Annotated in this window: 14 protein-coding genes, 1 tRNA gene and 2 pseudogenes; 11 read left to right on the top strand and 6 right to left on the bottom strand. The window is 63.5% G+C overall.

Features of this window, described 5'->3' with window-relative positions:
- From KH616_RS10825 to KH616_RS10815, 3 genes and pseudogenes are all read left to right on the top strand, one after another.
- Nucleotides 1-753: pseudogene (locus KH616_RS10825) on the top strand (hypothetical protein); the annotation flags it as partial.
- Nucleotides 754-856: 103 nt separating this feature from the next.
- On the top strand, nt 857-2,365 hold the full coding sequence (locus tag KH616_RS10820; protein WP_292243943.1) for an NAD(P)/FAD-dependent oxidoreductase: 1,509 nt from the start codon (nt 857-859) through the stop codon (nt 2,363-2,365).
- Complete coding sequence (locus KH616_RS10815; protein ID WP_292243941.1) at nt 2,362-2,814, top strand: GtrA family protein; 453 nt, start codon at nt 2,362-2,364, stop codon at nt 2,812-2,814. The genes KH616_RS10820 and KH616_RS10815 overlap by 4 nt, the downstream gene beginning before the upstream one ends.
- Nucleotides 2,815-3,204: 390 nt before the next feature.
- Here the strand turns inward: KH616_RS10815 and KH616_RS10810 are convergent.
- Nucleotides 3,205-3,281 (bottom strand) — tRNA-Pro (locus KH616_RS10810).
- 246 nt (nt 3,282-3,527) lie between these two features.
- Here KH616_RS10810 and bamC point away from each other — a divergent pair.
- Complete coding sequence (gene bamC / locus KH616_RS10805) at nt 3,528-4,748, top strand: outer membrane protein assembly factor BamC (protein WP_292243939.1); 1,221 nt, start codon at nt 3,528-3,530, stop codon at nt 4,746-4,748.
- Nucleotides 4,749-5,940: 1,192 nt separating this feature from the next.
- Here the strand turns inward: bamC and KH616_RS10800 are convergent.
- The 3 genes from KH616_RS10800 to KH616_RS10790 form a co-directional block, all read right to left on the bottom strand.
- The gene (locus tag KH616_RS10800) at nt 5,941-6,198 is read right to left on the bottom strand and encodes a DNA-binding protein (RefSeq protein ID WP_292243938.1); all 258 of its coding nucleotides are present in this window, start codon (nt 6,196-6,198) and stop codon (nt 5,941-5,943) included.
- A gap of 134 nt (nt 6,199-6,332) precedes the next feature.
- Nucleotides 6,333-6,605, bottom strand: coding sequence for a hypothetical protein (locus KH616_RS10795; protein ID WP_292243937.1), 273 nt, complete (start codon nt 6,603-6,605; stop codon nt 6,333-6,335).
- 226 nt (nt 6,606-6,831) lie between these two features.
- Nucleotides 6,832-7,551: a YdcF family protein gene (locus KH616_RS10790; RefSeq protein WP_292243935.1), complete on the bottom strand. Its 720-nt coding sequence runs from the start codon at nt 7,549-7,551 to the stop codon at nt 6,832-6,834.
- A 159-nt stretch (nt 7,552-7,710) separates the two neighbouring features.
- Here KH616_RS10790 and KH616_RS10785 point away from each other — a divergent pair, with 159 nt between their 5' ends.
- Entirely contained in the window at nt 7,711-8,028 is a 318-nt protein-coding gene (locus tag KH616_RS10785; protein WP_292243933.1) for a hypothetical protein, read from the top strand.
- Nucleotides 8,029-8,249: 221 nt separating this feature from the next.
- On the opposite strand, the gene KH616_RS10780 is transcribed toward KH616_RS10785, so the two are convergent.
- On the bottom strand, nt 8,250-8,492 hold the full coding sequence (locus KH616_RS10780) for a hypothetical protein (protein ID WP_292243932.1): 243 nt from the start codon (nt 8,490-8,492) through the stop codon (nt 8,250-8,252).
- A 193-nt stretch (nt 8,493-8,685) separates the two neighbouring features.
- Nucleotides 8,686-9,084 (bottom strand): transposase, encoded by a 399-nt coding sequence (locus tag KH616_RS10775; RefSeq protein WP_292243944.1) that lies wholly within the window; start codon nt 9,082-9,084, stop codon nt 8,686-8,688.
- 411 nt (nt 9,085-9,495) lie between these two features.
- Between KH616_RS10775 and KH616_RS10770 the strand changes: the two genes are divergently transcribed.
- From KH616_RS10770 to KH616_RS10745, 6 genes and pseudogenes are all read left to right on the top strand, one after another.
- Nucleotides 9,496-10,398 (top strand): LysR family transcriptional regulator, encoded by a 903-nt coding sequence (locus KH616_RS10770; RefSeq protein ID WP_292243931.1) that lies wholly within the window; start codon nt 9,496-9,498, stop codon nt 10,396-10,398.
- A gap of 340 nt (nt 10,399-10,738) precedes the next feature.
- Nucleotides 10,739-11,770 (top strand): SMC-Scp complex subunit ScpB, encoded by a 1,032-nt coding sequence (scpB, locus tag KH616_RS10765; protein ID WP_292243930.1) that lies wholly within the window; start codon nt 10,739-10,741, stop codon nt 11,768-11,770.
- A gap of 60 nt (nt 11,771-11,830) precedes the next feature.
- The gene (gene rluB, locus KH616_RS10760) at nt 11,831-13,498 is read left to right on the top strand and encodes a 23S rRNA pseudouridine(2605) synthase RluB (protein ID WP_292243928.1); all 1,668 of its coding nucleotides are present in this window, start codon (nt 11,831-11,833) and stop codon (nt 13,496-13,498) included.
- A gap of 290 nt (nt 13,499-13,788) precedes the next feature.
- Nucleotides 13,789-14,247, top strand: a complete 459-nt coding sequence (gene rimP / locus KH616_RS10755) for a ribosome maturation factor RimP (protein ID WP_292243926.1) — start codon at nt 13,789-13,791, stop codon at nt 14,245-14,247.
- Nucleotides 14,247-15,722, top strand: coding sequence for a transcription termination factor NusA (gene nusA, locus KH616_RS10750; RefSeq protein WP_292243925.1), 1,476 nt, complete (start codon nt 14,247-14,249; stop codon nt 15,720-15,722). The genes rimP and nusA overlap by 1 nt, the downstream gene beginning before the upstream one ends.
- 91 nt (nt 15,723-15,813) lie before the next feature.
- Nucleotides 15,814-15,987: pseudogene (locus KH616_RS10745) on the top strand (translation initiation factor IF-2 N-terminal domain-containing protein); the annotation flags it as partial.
- Nucleotides 15,988-16,190 lie beyond the last annotated feature (203 nt).

Genomic DNA, 16,190 nt, shown 5'->3' with positions numbered 1-16,190 from the left:
GAAACGCTGATCCATACGCGACTCGTGATCATGCTCGCCGCCTTCCTTGCCGCGCTCAATCTGTCGCGTCACCGGATCACGATCATCGGTCTTCCGGTCGTGCTGGCCACATTGGCCGCATACGGTCTCGTCAATATCGACCAACGCTCGGAACCGGCCAAGATCATGGAAGCCGGCGCCGACCGCGCGGACGTCACGCCATTCAAAGGCACGGTCGCGCGCGGCGATATCGTCTATTGGGACGGCCCGCCGGACGAAGTCGTCTATCCGTGGCTGATGATGAGGACGTCGAGCTATTACTCGTCGATACAGGCGGCTGGCCTGATCTTCCACCGCCGGACTACCTTCGAGGCGGTGCGGCGGTTCGAACGAATCAAACAAGACCCGTATGCGGCCCGACCGCGCGGTGACGACAACGCGAACAGGGGGGCTACCGTATTCGTATCCAAGTATACGTACGTTCCGCTGACCAGGGCAGGCGTCCAGCACGTATGCGCCGACCCGGTGCTGGATTTCATCGTGTCGCACCGGCACTACCCGGAGTTGTCGACCCACCACACCTGGTCGCCCGGATCTGGGGATACCGTCTGGCTGTACGACTGCCGCAGCATCAGGACGAGGGCTGCGGATCAGGCCGCATCGCTCGTGCGCGCGCAACAAGCCCGCACGACGGGTGCTACGCCCGTACTACCGCCGGCTTCCAGGAGAGGGGGCGCTTCCCCGTCGCGCGACGCGCGAGCGCATAGCGTTTGAGCAGGCAATCCGAATCATCGGTTCGACATGGCAGTTCGCCGTCTAGCTGGAGCGGCAGACACGACAGCCAATAGACCAGCGACTTGAAACTCGGGGTGACAGCATGGATCAATCGGTTGACGTACTCGTCATCGGCGCCGGGCCGGGCGGCCTCACCGCCGGCTACCTGCTGACCAAGCAGACCGATCTGTCGGTTGCGCTCGTCGAGAAGGATCCCCACTACGTCGGCGGCATCAGTCGCACCGAACAGTTCGACGGCCACTGCTTCGACATCGGCGGACACCGCTTCTTCTCCAAGTCTGCGGACGTCGTCGCCCTGTGGCACGAACTGCTCCCCGACGACTTCATCGAGCGTCCGCGCAGCTCGCGCATCTTTTACCGGAACAAGTTCTACCGCTACCCGCTCGACGGCATCGAGGCCTTGCGGAATCTCGGCATCGTCGAGAGCGCGCGCTGCGTGCTTTCGTACCTCGCGGCCCGCGTCAAGCCTTGCGACAACCCGAAGTCCTTTCATCAATGGGTCGCGAACCAGTTCGGTGAGCGCCTGTTCTCGATCTTCTTCAAGACGTACACCGAAAAGGTCTGGGGTATGTCGTGCGATGAGATTTCCGCCGACTGGGCCGCGCAGCGCATCAAGGGCCTGAGCCTGTCGACCGCCATCGTCAGCGCAGTGAAGCGCTCGCTCGGCATCCAGTCGCGCAAGACCCACGTCAAGACCCTGATCGAATCCTTCCATTACCCGCGCCGCGGCCCCGGCATGTTGTGGGAAGCCGCCGCCCGGAAATTCCAGGATCAGGGCGGACGGCTGATGATGGGGCAAGCGGCCGGCGCGATGCACTACGACAGCGGCACGCGGCGCTGGCTTGTCGAAACTGTCGGCGCGGACGGACAGGTGAACCGCATCAGCGCGCGTGACGTCGTGTGCACCGCGCCGATGCGCGAAACGTTGAACGCGATCTCGCCCCGTCCGTCATCCGCGGCTGCCGCATTGAGGCTGCAGTATCGGGACTTCATTACGGTCGCGCTGATACTCGACCGGCCCGCCACCTTCACGGACAACTGGATCTACATCCACGACCCGTCGGTCAAGGTCGGGCGCATCCAGAACTTCGCATCGTGGTCGCCCGAAATGGTGCCTGACGCGGCGACGGGCGGCTGCCTAGGGCTCGAATATTTCTGCTTTGACGGCGATTCGATGTGGGAAAGCAGCGATGCCGACATTACCGCGCTAGCGATCGGCGAACTTGAGAAAATCGGTCTTGCGACACGAGACCAGATTCGCGGATCGCGCGTCGTTCGTCAGCCGAAGGCGTACCCCGTGTACGACGACGATTATCGCGACATCGTCGTACAGGTCCGCGCGGATCTGGCCGAGCACTATCCGAACCTGCATCTCGTCGGCCGCAACGGGATGCACAAGTACAACAATCAGGATCACGCGATGATGACCGCGATGCTGACCGTCGAGAACATCGTCGCCGGGCACAAGCTGCGCGACGTCTGGGCCGTCAACGAGGACGCGGAATATCACGAAAGCGGTGGCGAACCGCAAGCCGGCACTTCGGGGCTACGCGAAGTCCCGAGCCGCACCGTCCAGTGGGGGCAAACATGATGTTTTCCAGCTATTTCGTCGCGAGCGCGCTGTCGCTCCTGGCCGACTGGTCGCTATTCCTTGTGCTGACATCGGCCGTGCAAATTGATGCCGGGACGTCGGCGTGGATAGCGTACCTAATCGGCGGCGTTGTGAATTACGCGCTTTCGCGCCGCTTCGTGTTCCGTTCGGACACGACCGGCCGCCGGCAGATCAGCGAAGTGCTGCTGTTCGCAGCAAGCTGCGGGTTCGGCTCGTTACTGACCGGGGGCATCGTGCATGTGGCGGCGCCGATGCTTGGCAATATTGCCGCAAAATGGATCGCGGTGATGGTCAGCTTTATCACGCTGTATTGGGTGCGCAGAGTCGCCGTGTTTCGAATGCCGCGGACGTGTGTACCGGCTGCAGTTCTGGCGGCCGGACACCGGGAAGTTGGCCGGGAGGCGAGAGTCGAAGCGACGGTTCGTTGAGGGCGAGCGGATAGGGCTGAAGGTGGGTATTAGCCGGACGGACGGGGCGTTGGAAAGTCCCTCCTGACGCAAGTTCAATGGTCTGTAGCTGGTCGAATCGACGGTATCAGAGGCAACTTGTCGAAGGCGTGATCGAGCAGTTCAGCTTGGAACGGGAAATCTGGAAGGACTGATGCTGCGGTAGAGCTCGTTGTAGTAGGAAAGCCTTTGGCACCCATGCCAGCCACCGTGTTCGCGCGGTGTTTGCACTTGATTGCAGCGTGCTGCTGTAGCCGAGCCTCTGCCCGAAAGGTCCGTGAGTACACGACGCGGTAGGGGAAAAAGTAGAGGGAAAACGAAAAGACCGGCATAAGCCGGCCTTCCGTAACAAGCTAAGTGCTTGATTTGACTTGGTCGGGGCGAGAGGATTTGAACCTCCGACCACCTGCACCCCATGCAGGTACGCTACCAGGCTGCGCTACGCCCCGAAAGCATGAGAGTATAACAGACTGTTTGTCAGTTTAGAACGGGTCGCATGCATATTTGTGCATGTCGCGCTTCCCGGCCGAACGACGCGATGTCCGATGCCCTGCGCGCGCGTAGAGCGGAGCGTTCTCGGCAGACATCGCGGCGTGCGGCATGCCCGCTTTTTGCACAGGCTGCCGCTGCGCCGGTAAAATGCGCGGTTGATCCACGGAAAGCGCTGTGATTTAGCGGAAGAGGGTTCCCAGAACATGACTGATCTTCGTCTTACCAAGCGGTTCGCTGCAGTGCTCGCCACCGGTGCGCTCGTTGCCGGTTGTAGTTCGCCGTCGCCCACGAAAGTGGACTACAAGAGCGACTCGAAATCGAAGGAGGTTTCGCTCGCAGTGCCGCCCAACATGCTCGACGAGACGGCCGATCAGCGCTCGCTGCCGCCGCAGGGCGGCGCGACTTCCCTGTCGACGCTGCAGCAGGTGCAGCAAGCGGCTCCGTCGACCGATGCCGTCGTGCCGGCCGTGACCGGCATGCATATCCAGCGTGAAGGCACCGAGAGCTGGCTCGTCATCGACAACCGGAAGCCGGCCGACATCTGGCCGCAGGTTCGCCGTTTCTGGCAGGAGCAGGGTTTCCTGCTCGTCGTCGACCAGCGCGACAAGGGTGTGATGGAGACCGACTGGAACGAAACGCATCCGCAAATCAACGAAGGCCTGATTCGCGGTGTGATCTCGAAGGCGATGGGCAACTCGTATGTGACGGCCGAACGTAACAAGTACCGTACGCGTCTCGACGCCGCGCCGCACGGCGGCACCTACGTGTTCATCAGCCAGAAGGGCATGCGTGAAGCGCTGACCGGCCAGAACAACGAGTCGAGCAAGTGGGAGGCCAAGCCGAACGATCCGGCGCTCGAGGCCGAATATCTGAAGCGGCTGATGGCGGTTCTCGCGCAGAACGAACTGCGCGCGAAAAACGGCGAACCGCCGATTGCGAACGTCGATGACAGCGCCGGCGCACCGGCAAAAGACAAGAAGGGCGATGCGAAGGGGGCGTCGAAGGCGGCGGCCGCAGTCGCCGCCCAGAATGTCGCGCGCGTGTCGCAGGGGGCGTCGGACGCAACGGACGTCGCAGGCGCTACGCCGTCCGAAGTGACGCTCGGCGAGCCGTATGACCGCTCGTGGCTGCATATCGGTCTCGCGCTCGATCGTGCGAACTTCACGGTCGACGACCGCGACCGCACGAAGGGTTTGTACTTTGTGCGTTATGTCGACCCGAAGGATCTCAGCTCGGCGGAACAGGGCTTCTGGAGCCAGCTGTTCCACGGCAAGAAAGAGAAACAGGCGAAGCAATATCGGGTCAACGTCAAGGCGCTTACCCCCGATCGGACCCGTGTCGCAGTCGTCGATGAGGCGGGTGCGATCGACACGTCGGCGCCGGCTCGCCAGATCATGGGGCTGCTCGTGAATCAGTTGCACTGATTCCGGCGTCGCTGTCGGATGCGCGACGGCGTCCGCTTCGTGAACTGCACCCCAAAGGTTGGGCACCAGATCCGATCTTCGGGGTGTTGATGAGATGGTCGGCCCGATCCCCACTTAGCGGACTACGCTAAGTGGGGATTGTTCTTTTGGGAGGCCATCATGGGCGCGGTTTCGTTGATCGGGATCGATCTGCGCGAGCACGGCTTCCGCCTGCGCGCGCAGGATGTGTCGGGCAGGATGATATGTCTGAATTGATCGTAGAGATGAGACGGCAGCCTGATTAAGCCGGTATAACCGCTTTGTCTGGCTCCCCGAGATGTGGTGTTCCCGAAAGATAATCTCGGCCTTGCCCACGAAATCGACCGAAGTGCCGACGCCGGACAAGCGTACTGGGCGTATCCTGACCGCTGCTGCTATCCGCTCATGACCGGTGTCATCGACCGGATCGGCCACGCCATCGGATGTTGTCAAGCCGCAGACTTGCGGCTACCGCGACGAGAAATACCTCTTCCTTAGGATCTCTGCTGGGCTCCGTGGTCATCCGCAGTGCACGCTTTTATAGACGCGCAAGCGTCGCGAGCGATGGTGGATTCCGTGCGGGCCGATCCTCAGTGTGCGTTACGTAACATCCGCATGTTACGGGATGAACAGTACGGGTGATATCGTGCTCTGAAAGTATTTTTCTTTAAAAATCAATGCTGTGCGTGCAGTTTCTCGCCTGGCACGGAATCTGCTCGCTAATAGCGAAAGGTTGGAACAGGGAGATGACGTCAGAAACGGGGTGCGCGTCGAGAACGCGCGACAAACGGTTTCGGCGTATTGAAATGCCGGCGCGGCCAGCGTTGGCGCAACCGATGATGATCCGCGCATCGGCGCGGATCTCGATGGCCCCGTCGCCTATCCTCGTAGGGCGACGGTTTCGCCCGCGCTTCCCGTGAAGCGCGGGCAATTTTTTTGGTGCGCCGTGATATGCGGCAGACCGATGCAGCTGTCGCCGAATGTGCGTCCGCTTGGAGTTCGGCGCCCTGAATTCGAACGTGCGGCAATCGCGGTGACGACGATGACCGTTGCAAAGCGGACGCGGACGGCTTCGGGGGCGCCGATATCCGTCTGCTGTCTCGCCTCGCCTGAGGGAGGGGCGGTCGGCCTGAGGGAGGGGCGGTCGAACGGCGAGCCGCTCGACCGAAGTGCATCAGTGCGACGCGTCGGGCACGTCGAGAATGAGGATGATCGTCCAGTCGGCGTCGCCATCATGGTGATATTGACGCTCGGCTACGATGAACGGCTGTTGCTTGCCTTGCGGGCCGAGGAAGAGCACGTCGCCCTCCATCGGCAGGCATTCGATCGGCGGCAGCGCGAGAAACGCGTCGTCCGAGCCGCGCGGCATCAGTTGCTTGATCTTGCGAGTGGCGGCCTCGGTCCACTCGATGTCGAGTTGAATGTTGCTCATACTGTCCTCCGCACCGGGGTGCGCACGGGGTGGAAATGTTCGGTGCGCGACTTTAGCACACACGCCTGCGCCGCAATGAAAAAGCCGAATCCGGCTACCCGGATTCGGCTTTTGACTGTGCGGTGCCGCCGCGATTACTGGCTGGCTGCTTCGGCCGGGGCGGCCTTCTTCGCAGCCTTTGCGGCCTTATGGTGATGAGCCGCTTTCTTCGCGTGATGCTTTTCTTCGTGCATCGCCGGCTCGGCGGCCTGTGCAGCCTGTTGCTGCTGCAGTGCCTGGGCGCGCTGCTCGATCTCGGCGATCTTGGCCGGATCGGTGATGGTCTTGATTTCCGTGCTCTCTTGCGCATACGCTGCGCCAGCCAGCGCCGACATCGCAACCAGGATAGCCAGGGACGTCTTCTTCATTGCTTTATCTCCGCTAAGTGGTGATGAACCCGAATATTGCCGTTTCGAGTGTTGCCGTTTCGTCTGGCGACCGTAATCGAGTGCGTGTCGAGTGTAGCAAAAGTGACGGATCGATGCATTTGAACGCATCGTCGTGCAACGCCGCGTTGAAGTTCCGCAACACTTCATGCTTTCGTCATGTGCTCGCCACCCGCCGCTGCGCGACAGCGACCCGTTGCCTGCCGCGTTACATCCATCCAAGCTGCCGGTAGACATGGAATTGCGCAATGCCGATCAATTCGTGCAGCGCTCGCTCACTATTGACGAGGTTCTGCCAGCGCGGCAGCCATCCTGTCTGCGCGTCGCGGCGATTCGCGAAAACCGGCTGTGGCTCGATGCCGAAGTGACGAAAGCCGAGCAGGGCGCGCCGCATCTGATACGACGACGTGACGAGAATCTGCGCGTCTTCACGCCGCGAGCGTAGTATAGGGGACGTGAACTTTGCGTTTTCATAGGTCGTGCGGCTTCGTGTTTCGAGGATCAGATCGTCTGGTGGGATGCCGCCGGCGATGAGATGCGGCGCGTAGGTTTCGGCTTCGGTTGCGCCGTGATGTTGCGGATCGCCGCCGGACACGATCACCGTGCAGCGTTCGGCGCTGTGTGCGCAGGTGTGGTACAGCTCGATGGTCTTGCGGATGCGTGCGAAGCCGTCGGACGGCGGTTCGAGTCGCCCGTCGCCGGTGCGATGCGTGCCTGCGCCGAGCAGGATCAGCGCGGTCCGTCCGTGCATGGCCGGGTGTTCGACTGGCGTCACGCCTGCCTGCGACCACGCGATGAGCGGCGCGGCCAGCCAGCCTGTCGCGAGCAGCCAGAAAAGTGCGCCGGCAACGATCACGATCGTGCGTCGCTGCTTGCGCCAGAACATGAAGGCGACAAAGAGAAGCGCAAATGAATTGAACAGAATCAATTTGATTGGGGTATGGTGTCTTTTTATGGACGGCTGACGATTCGGCTCCAATCCGACGCCGAGCGTTCGCTCTCCGGATTCGCGTGGCGGCGCTAGCGGGCGGAGACCCCGCCTGGCGTGCCGCTTGGCATTGTCGCTGCACTTTAAGAAAGAATCGAGATGGCCACGTATTCCAACGAAGCGGTGCTCGACGCGCTGAGGCGGGTGCAGTATCGCCAGGTGCCGTGGGCGCGTCGCCCTGGCGTATTCGAATATCTCCGGTCGCTCGGGCTGATGGACACGATCAGGCAAAAGACGGTCGCGCCCGCCCCGGGATTTCATGCTCCCGTCGACATCGCCGTGCTGACGGACAGCGGCCGCGCCGAGTTCGCGCGCCTCGAGCGTGACGAGAAGCTGCCCGCCTGGGTCGATCGTCGTGCGGACGATTATGTGCTGAGCGAAGCGAGCGCTGTGGCGATTCTGGAAAGCCGCCTCTAGCATCGCGTTCGCGCCGGTTCGTCAGCAGGGCGAAAAAAAGCCCGTATCGCGAGGATACGGGCATACCGGATACTTTCTGCTGCTGCCACGCATGCTCATGGCGTTCAATGTGACTTCCCGTGCGCTGGTCAGTTCCCGGGCGCGTACATTTTTCTTTGATATAGGGCGATGTCGCGTTCGACTGTAGCGCCCGTTGAAATGGGTGGCTCGGGTGCCTTCGTTTACCGATGGCGCGGCTCGTCAGGTGGAGGCAGGCCGATGCGGGCTCGCGCGTTGCTCGCGATGTCGCCGCGCAGATCGCCGCGGGGAACCGTCTGCCGGTCGCGCGGATCGGGCGCATGCACTTTGCCCTTGCGTTCCTGTTGCCCGTGTGGCGGCAGGGTGCGGTCGTCCGCATGGGTCGGCAGCGCGAACGCCATTGAAACGACAATGCCGCATGCAGCGAGCAGTGACATTGGTTTCATGGCGGGCTCCCTTCAAGCCGTTGACGCGGCCTGTTGCTATGTCGCTAAGGTAAGCGTGGGAGTGCAGGCTTGCTGTAAATATTGGTAAATAGATGTATCGCTACACGACGGCGGCGCGCGGCCGTCACGGCGGTATGGCGAAGCGGTCGCCACTGCGGCACCGGGCGGTTGAAGTCGCCCGGTGCCGTGTTCTTTACGCCATCTTGACGGGCGCGCGCCAGGATTCCGGGTTGGTCCAGAACGCGCCGCGCAGGCGATCGCGGCTCGGCGGTGCCGGCGGCTTGGTCGCGCTCGCGCCGATGCGGCCGCGCAGCGAGACTTGGCGGCCGTTCGACCCCAGTCGCTTGACGATCTCGGTCAGCGTGCCGTCGGCTTGCCATTCGTCGAAGCGGCGGCGGCAGGTCGGCGGCGACGGATAGCGGCCCGGCAGTTTGGACCAGCCTTCGCCGGTCGACAGCACCGACAGCACGGCATTCACGACCGAGCGGGCTTCCACTCGAGGGCGTCCACGTCGTTCACTGCGAGCGGGCTCCGCGCAAAACAGACTCTCGACCAGCGCCCATTCGTTATCTCTCAAATCGTCGAACAGCATCATGTCCTCACCTCAGCGAAGCAAACTCCGGTGCGCTGCCCCGCGCCGCGCACTCTTCAGGCACTCGATCGTCGAGTGCCGGGTGGGGGCGTCAGGTTTCCCATGGCGAACATCGCGCGTTCCGTCAGACGAAACCTGCGGCCCTGTGCGCCAGGTAATGCACGAAGCGTGCCACGTTGGAGACGAACCCACCGGAAGCCGCTTGGCAGCGAGCTGACGGCTGCGTCAGCTAGGGGCGTATAAGACGCCAAAATAACCCGCCAGCAAATCAGGACAATCACCAATTTTGTGCAATTCGCCCGTGTCTCGTGCGTTTGGGGGATTGTTGCACCGCAGCGAAACATGAACGGCACGCACCGGTTTGACGCACTAGAATCGCGCATCGATATCCGGGATTGATGAGGTAAGCCAATGAACGTCACGCTGCGTCAGCTTCGCGTGTTCATCGAGGTCGCGCGACTGAAGAGCTTCAGCCGTGCCGGCGAGGAGATCGGACTCACGCAGTCGGCTGTGAGCCGCTGTGTACGCGAACTGGAAGCGGAGCTCGGGCTGAAGCTGATCGACCGCACGACGCGTGACGTGCAGTTGACCGACGTGGGGGCGAACCTGATCGCGAGCGTGTCGCGTTTGCTCGGCGATCTCGACGATACGCTGCGCGAGATTCGCGAGATCGGCGAGCAACGTCGTGGGCGTGTGATCGTTGCGGCGAGTCCGACGATCGCGTGCCGGCTGATGCCGCGCGTCGTCGCGGCCAGCGAGCGGCAGTTTCCGTTCGTCACGCTTGGGCTGCGCGACGACGTGCAGAGCGATGTGCTGCGCAAGGTAAAGTCGAGCGAGGTAGATTTCGGGGTGGTGATCGGGCCGCTCGATGTTGCCGACCTGGTCTGCGAGCCGTTGATGATCGATTCGTTCTGTCTCGTCGCCCGGGCCGACCATGCGCTCGCATCGTACGCGCAGGTGCCGTGGACGGCGCTGAACGGCGAGCGCCTCGTGCTGCTCGATCACGCGTCGGGCAGCCGTCCGCTGATCGATGCGGCGCTGGCCGCGCAGCGGGTGAATGCGTCGGTCGTGCAGGAACTCGGGCATTCGGCGACGGTGTTCGGGCTCGTCGAAGCGGGCATCGGCGTGAGCGTGCTGCCGTGGCTGTCGTTACCGTTGCCGGCGGGCTCGTCGCTGGTCGCGCGTCCGCTTACGCCGCGCGCCGAGCGTACTGTCGAGCTGGTGAGGCGTCGCGATCGGTCGCTGTCGCCGGCCGCGCAGGCGGTCTGGGAGCTCGCACGGCTCATGCCGGCGCGTGCGGAAGATCTCGACTGACGGTGCGGCAGCGACCCGCTGCGGGAGGCTGCGCCGCGGGTCGCTGCCCAGTGCGGCGTCCCGGCGATTCGGCGCCTCGGACTGGCGCAGGCGGCTCGAAACGGCCGGTTCCGTTAATCTTTACGCACTCGGCAATTTTGCGTAAGATGGCGCTCAGTCACGCGGTTCCATCGTTGGATCGTGCTGTCCCGTCCGGGTCGGGCCTGGCTTGAAGTTGGTTCGCCGCCCCCGGTTCGTGCTCCCATCAATATGACCGATCAGAATCGGGCGAGCGCGTCTTCAGTTCCTTTCGTCTGTTTATTGATCCGGTTCGTTTGACCACAGGGTCTGGCCTAGCTGCATGAATACCCAAGAGGCGAAGATCGTCCTCGAGACTGCTTTGATCTGCGCGCAGGAACCGCTGAAGCTCGGCGATTTGCGCAAGCTCTTTGCCGACGGTGTGTCGGCAGACACGGTTCGCACGCTGCTCGAAGATCTGAAACAGGATTGGTCCGGTCGCGGCGTCGAGCTGGTGGCGCTGGCGAGCGGCTGGCGCTTTCAGAGCAAGCCGGCGATGCGCGGTTTTCTCGATCGCCTGCATCCGGAAAAGCCACCGAAGTATTCGCGGGCGGTGCTGGAGACGCTGGCGATCATTGCGTACCGGCAGCCGGTGACGCGCGGCGACATCGAGGAGATTCGCGGTGTCACGGTCAACACGCAGGTGGTCAAGCAGCTCGAGGATCGCGGCTGGATCGAGGTGATCGGTCATCGCGACGTGCCGGGGCGTCCGGCGCTGTACGCCACGACCAGGCAATTTCTCGATGATCTCGGCCTGAAGGCGCTCGATGATTTGCCCGCGCTCGAAGAGCCGGCGGCGAACATCGAGTCCGCGCTACTCGCGCAGCAGGCGATGGAATTTGGCGGCGATGGGATGGAGGGCGCGTCCGGAGAGGACGATGCCTCCGCAGAGGCACTCGCACCGTTCGCCGATACCGATGGCGCGGTGTGCGAGCCGGCGGAGGCCGCAGCCGGCGACGCTGCGATGCAGGAATCGGCCTGCCGAGATACGCTGACGACAGAAGTGCGTGAAATAGAACATGCCGGCGCGGAATCGTCGCCGGCCGCGATGCAGCCCACACTGCTGCACGTGGAGTTGAACGAAGAAGGTCGTGAGCCGGCCGCCGAAGCGGCAGCCGGCGGCGGAGCGGAAGTGGATGGCGGCGTCCCCGGCGAGGCGATGCATGCCGACGCTTTCCGCATTCGTCCTGCGGGCGGAGCCCCGCTGGACGATACGTCCGACAGTCTCGCGGATGCCGTGCGCAGCGCCAGCGCGCCGGCCGGCGCGGATGGGCTGCCGGACGACGAAGCAGAACCCGAACAGCGTCGCGCCTGATCGCGGCCGACTTCATGCCGCGCCCGTGCCGGGCGCGAGACCTGACATTTTGAGGTTGTTTTGACTGATATCCACGATATTGAATCGTCCGCGCCTGCCGTGCAGGCGGCGCGTGCTGACGATGCGCCGGAGCAGGGCGCTCCGGCTGCGGGCGGCGATGAGCGTCCTCGCCGCGGCTTGCGGCGTGGTCCGCGCAGCCTGATTGCCCGCCGCCGCGCGGCGGCCAAGACCAAGGGCGATGGTGCGCCGCAAGGCGAAGAGGGTGCGCAGGCACCCGCCGAGGCGGCTGAGGCGCAGCCGGCGCGCGCGCCACGCAAGGAAGGTGCGCCGAAGGGCGGCCGCAAGCCGGCGGGCAAGCGCGAAGGCGCGGCGCGCCAGGGTGCGCAAGGCCAGCAAGGCGGCCAGGGCAAGCGTGGCGGTGCGGCGAGTGCAGCAGGCGCCGCGGGCGATGCCACGCAGGACGACCTGTTCGCCTATGTGACGTCCCCGGCCTTCGATGCGGACAACTCGGCAGCGGGCAGCGGCGTGCGTGCGCCGATGCTGCGTCGTGGCCGCAGCCAGGCGCCCAAGCGCTTGCTGTCCCCGGACGACGATGCGCCGAAGTTGCACAAGGTGCTGGCCGAGGCCGGCATGGGCTCGCGCCGCGAAATGGAAGAGCTCATCATTGCCGGTCGCGTATCGGTGAATGGCGAGCCGGCACACATCGGCCAGCGCATCATGCCGACCGACCAGGTGCGAATCAACGGCAAGCCGGTCAAGCGCAAGCTGCCGAACAAGCCGCCGCGCGTGCTGCTGTACCACAAGCCGACGGGTGAGATTGTCAGTCATGCGGATCCGGAAGGCCGTCCGTCGGTATTCGATCGGCTGCCGCCGATGAAGACCGCCAAATGGCTTGCGGTGGGCCGCCTCGACTTCAATACCGAAGGTCTGCTGATGCTGACGACGTCGGGCGACCTGGCGAACCGCTTCATGCATCCGCGCTACAGCGTCGAGCGCGAGTACGCGGTGCGAGTGGTGGGCGAACTGTCGGAAAGCTCGCGACAGAAGCTGCTGCATGGCGTCGAGCTGGACGACGGCCCCGCGAACTTCCTGCGTATTCGGGACGGTGGCGGCGAGGGCACGAATCACTGGTATCACGTCGCGCTGGCTGAAGGCCGCAACCGCGAGGTGCGCCGGATGTTCGAGGCGGTGGGCCTGCTGGTGAGCCGTCTGATCCGTACGCGGCACGGTCCGATTCCGCTGCCGCGCGGGCTGAAGCGCGGTCGCTGGGAGGAGCTGGACGACACGCAGGTGCGCAAGCTGATGGCGGCGGTGGGCCTGAAGGCGCCGACCGAAGAGAAGGGCAAGCGCGGCGCCGGTCAGGGCGAGCGGCGTCAACCGGATCCGATGCAGACGTCGATGGGATTCATCGGCCGCGAGCCGGTGCTCACGACGCATGCCCAGCTCGACCAGCCGCGACGCGGCCCCCGGCGCGGCGCGCCGGGCGGCTTCGCGGGCCCGAGCGGGTACGGTAACGGCCTGCCTGGCGCATCGGCGGGCTACGGAAACCGTGCTGGCGGCCGTGATGTTGACGGCAACCGCGCATCGTATGGTGCGGGTGGCAAGCGCGGCGGCGGAAAGGGCGGCGCCGGCCGCAACCCGAACGGCAATCGTGCGGAAGGCGCGGGTGCCGGCGGTGCGCGCGGTGGTCAGCGTCCGCAGCGCAACAATCGTCCCCGCAGCCGCTGACGAGGCTGTGTGCGGCGCATCATGCCGCACTCGTCGCCAAAACCGGCCGGAGGTGTCGGTTTTGGCGGCGAGCGCTTGGCGATTGCGCTAAAAATTGCTATAATCGCAAAGTCGCTGGGCGTACGGATTTGTTGTGCGGCTCAGATGCGACCAACAGTAGAAGATGGGCGTTCCGCCCATTTTTTTTTGCTGAAACGGTTGGGCATCTCGGGTAGCGCTTCCTGCGCCGGCTAAGGCGCGCGCCCGCGGGTGAATCGCGAGCGGCGGGCGCGAACACCTGAGAGGGCACTGTGCAACTGACGGAACTGATAGAAACCACGGTCACCGGACTCGGCTACGAGCTGGTGGATCTCGAGCGCACCGGACGCGGCATGCTGTGCGTCTACATCGACCAGCCGGCCGGCATCTCGCTCGAAGATTGCGAGAAGGTCACGCGTCAGCTCCAGCACGTCTTGACGGTCGAAAACATCGATTACGAACGGCTCGAAGTCTCGTCCCCGGGGCTCGACCGCCCGTTGAGGAAGCTGGCCGACTTCGAGCGCTTTGCCGGCAGCGAAGTCTCCGTGACCTTGAAAAAGCCGCTGGATGGGCGAAAGACCTACCGGGGCATTCTGCATGCGCCGAACGGCGAAACGATCGGTTTGGAATTTGAGAGGAAGAAGGGCGAGGCGGCCATGCTTGACTTTACGCTGGCAGACATCGACAAAGCCCGCCTGATTCCGCACGTTGACTTTAGGAGCCGCAAATAATGAGTCGCGAAGTGTTGATGCTGGTGGATGCGCTGGCGCGCGAGAAAAACGTCGACAAGGATGTCGTGCTGGGCGCCCTCGAGGCTGCACTCGCATCGGCTTCCAAGAAGCTGTTCGACGAAGGCGCCGAGATCCGCGTCCATATCGATCGCGAAAGCGGCGAGCACGAGACCTTCCGTCGCTGGCTCGTCGTGCCGGACGAGGCGGTCCTGCAGGAGCCGGATCGCGAGATCCTGCTGTTCGAGGCGCGCGAGCAGAAGCCGGACGTCGAAGTCGGCGACTACATCGAGGAATCGGTGCCGTCGATCGAGTTCGGCCGCATCGGCGCGCAGGCCGCGAAGCAGGTGATCCTGCAGAGGGTGCGCGACGCGGAGCGCGAGCAGATCCTGAACGACTATCTCGAGCGCGGCGAAAAGATCATGACCGGCACGGTGAAGCGCCTCGACAAGGGCAATTTCATCGTCGAATCGGGCCGTGTCGAAGCGCTGCTGCGTCGCGACCAGCTGATTCCGAAGGAAAACCTGCGCGTCGGCGATCGCGTGCGCGCCTATATCGGGAAGGTCGACCGCACTGCACGCGGCCCGCAGATCGAGCTGTCGCGCACCGCGCCCGAATTCCTGATGAAGCTCTTCGAAATGGAAGTGCCGGAAATCGAACAGGGCCTGCTCGAGATCAAGGCGGCGGCGCGTGATCCCGGCGTGCGCGCGAAGATCGGCGTGGTCGCTTACGACAAGCGGATCGATCCGATCGGCACATGCGTCGGCATTCGCGGCTCGCGCGTGCAGGCGGTGCGTAACGAGCTCGGTGGCGAAAACGTCGACATCGTGCTATGGTCGGAAGATCCCGCCCAGTTCGTGATCGGCGCGCTCGCGCCGGCGGCCGTCCAATCGATCGTCGTCGACGAGGAGAAGCACTCGATGGACGTGGTCGTCGACGAGAACGAACTCGCCGTCGCGATCGGCCGTAGCGGCCAGAACGTGCGTCTTGCCAGCGAGCTGACCGGCTGGCAGATCAACATCATGACGCCGGACGAGTCCGCCCAGAAGCAGAACGAGGAGCGCGACACGCTGCGCGCCCTGTTCATGGCGCGTCTCGACGTCGACGAAGAAGTCGCAGACATCCTGATCGACGAAGGCTTCACGAGCCTGGAAGAGATCGCTTACGTGCCGCTCAACGAAATGCTCGAAATCGAGGCATTCGACGAGGATACCGTGCACGAGCTGCGCAACCGCGCGCGCGACGCTCTGTTGACGATGGCGATTGCGAATGAAGAAAAGGTCGAAAACGCAGCGCTGGATCTGAAGAGTCTCGACGGCATCACGCCGGAGCTGCTCTCGAAGCTGGCCGAACACGGTGTGCAGACGCGCGACGATCTCGCCGAACTGGCGGTGGACGAACTGGTCGATCTGACCGGAATGGAAGAGGATGCCGCTAAGGCGTTGATCATGAAAGCACGTGAACACTGGTTCCAGTGAGAAATGACCATGGCGCACTGATTTGATGGCGGCCGGAAGGCCTGACCCGATGCTAACCGCAAGGAATCGGTCCTTGCACTAAGAGGAATGAATGGCGAGTAACAACGTAGCCCAATTTGCCGCGGAACTGAAAATGCCTGCTGGTGTGCTGCTCGAACAGCTGCAGGCAGCGGGCGTCCAGAAAGCGAGTGAAGACGATGCGCTGTCCGAGGCGGACAAGGCGCGTCTGCTCGATCATTTGCGCAAGTCGCACGGCGCGTCCGATCTGCAGGAGGCCGTCATGACGGCCGTGGTGAACAAACGCGCCGGCGGCATGGGTCTCATCAGCGGCCGCAAGGCTTTCCAGCGGCCCATGGACGAAGGCATAGCCCTGCTCAACGCCATTCAGGACGTATATCTCGATCTCGAAGTGACGATCGCGTAATAACGGCCCGGCGTATACCGTTCTATATAAGTAAGAAAAAGATA

Source organism: Burkholderia sp., assembly GCF_018375725.1.
GTDB lineage: Bacteria > Pseudomonadota > Gammaproteobacteria > Burkholderiales > Burkholderiaceae > Burkholderia.
Note: the sequence above shows the minus strand (reverse complement) of the source record. Positions and strands in the feature narration are given on the sequence as shown.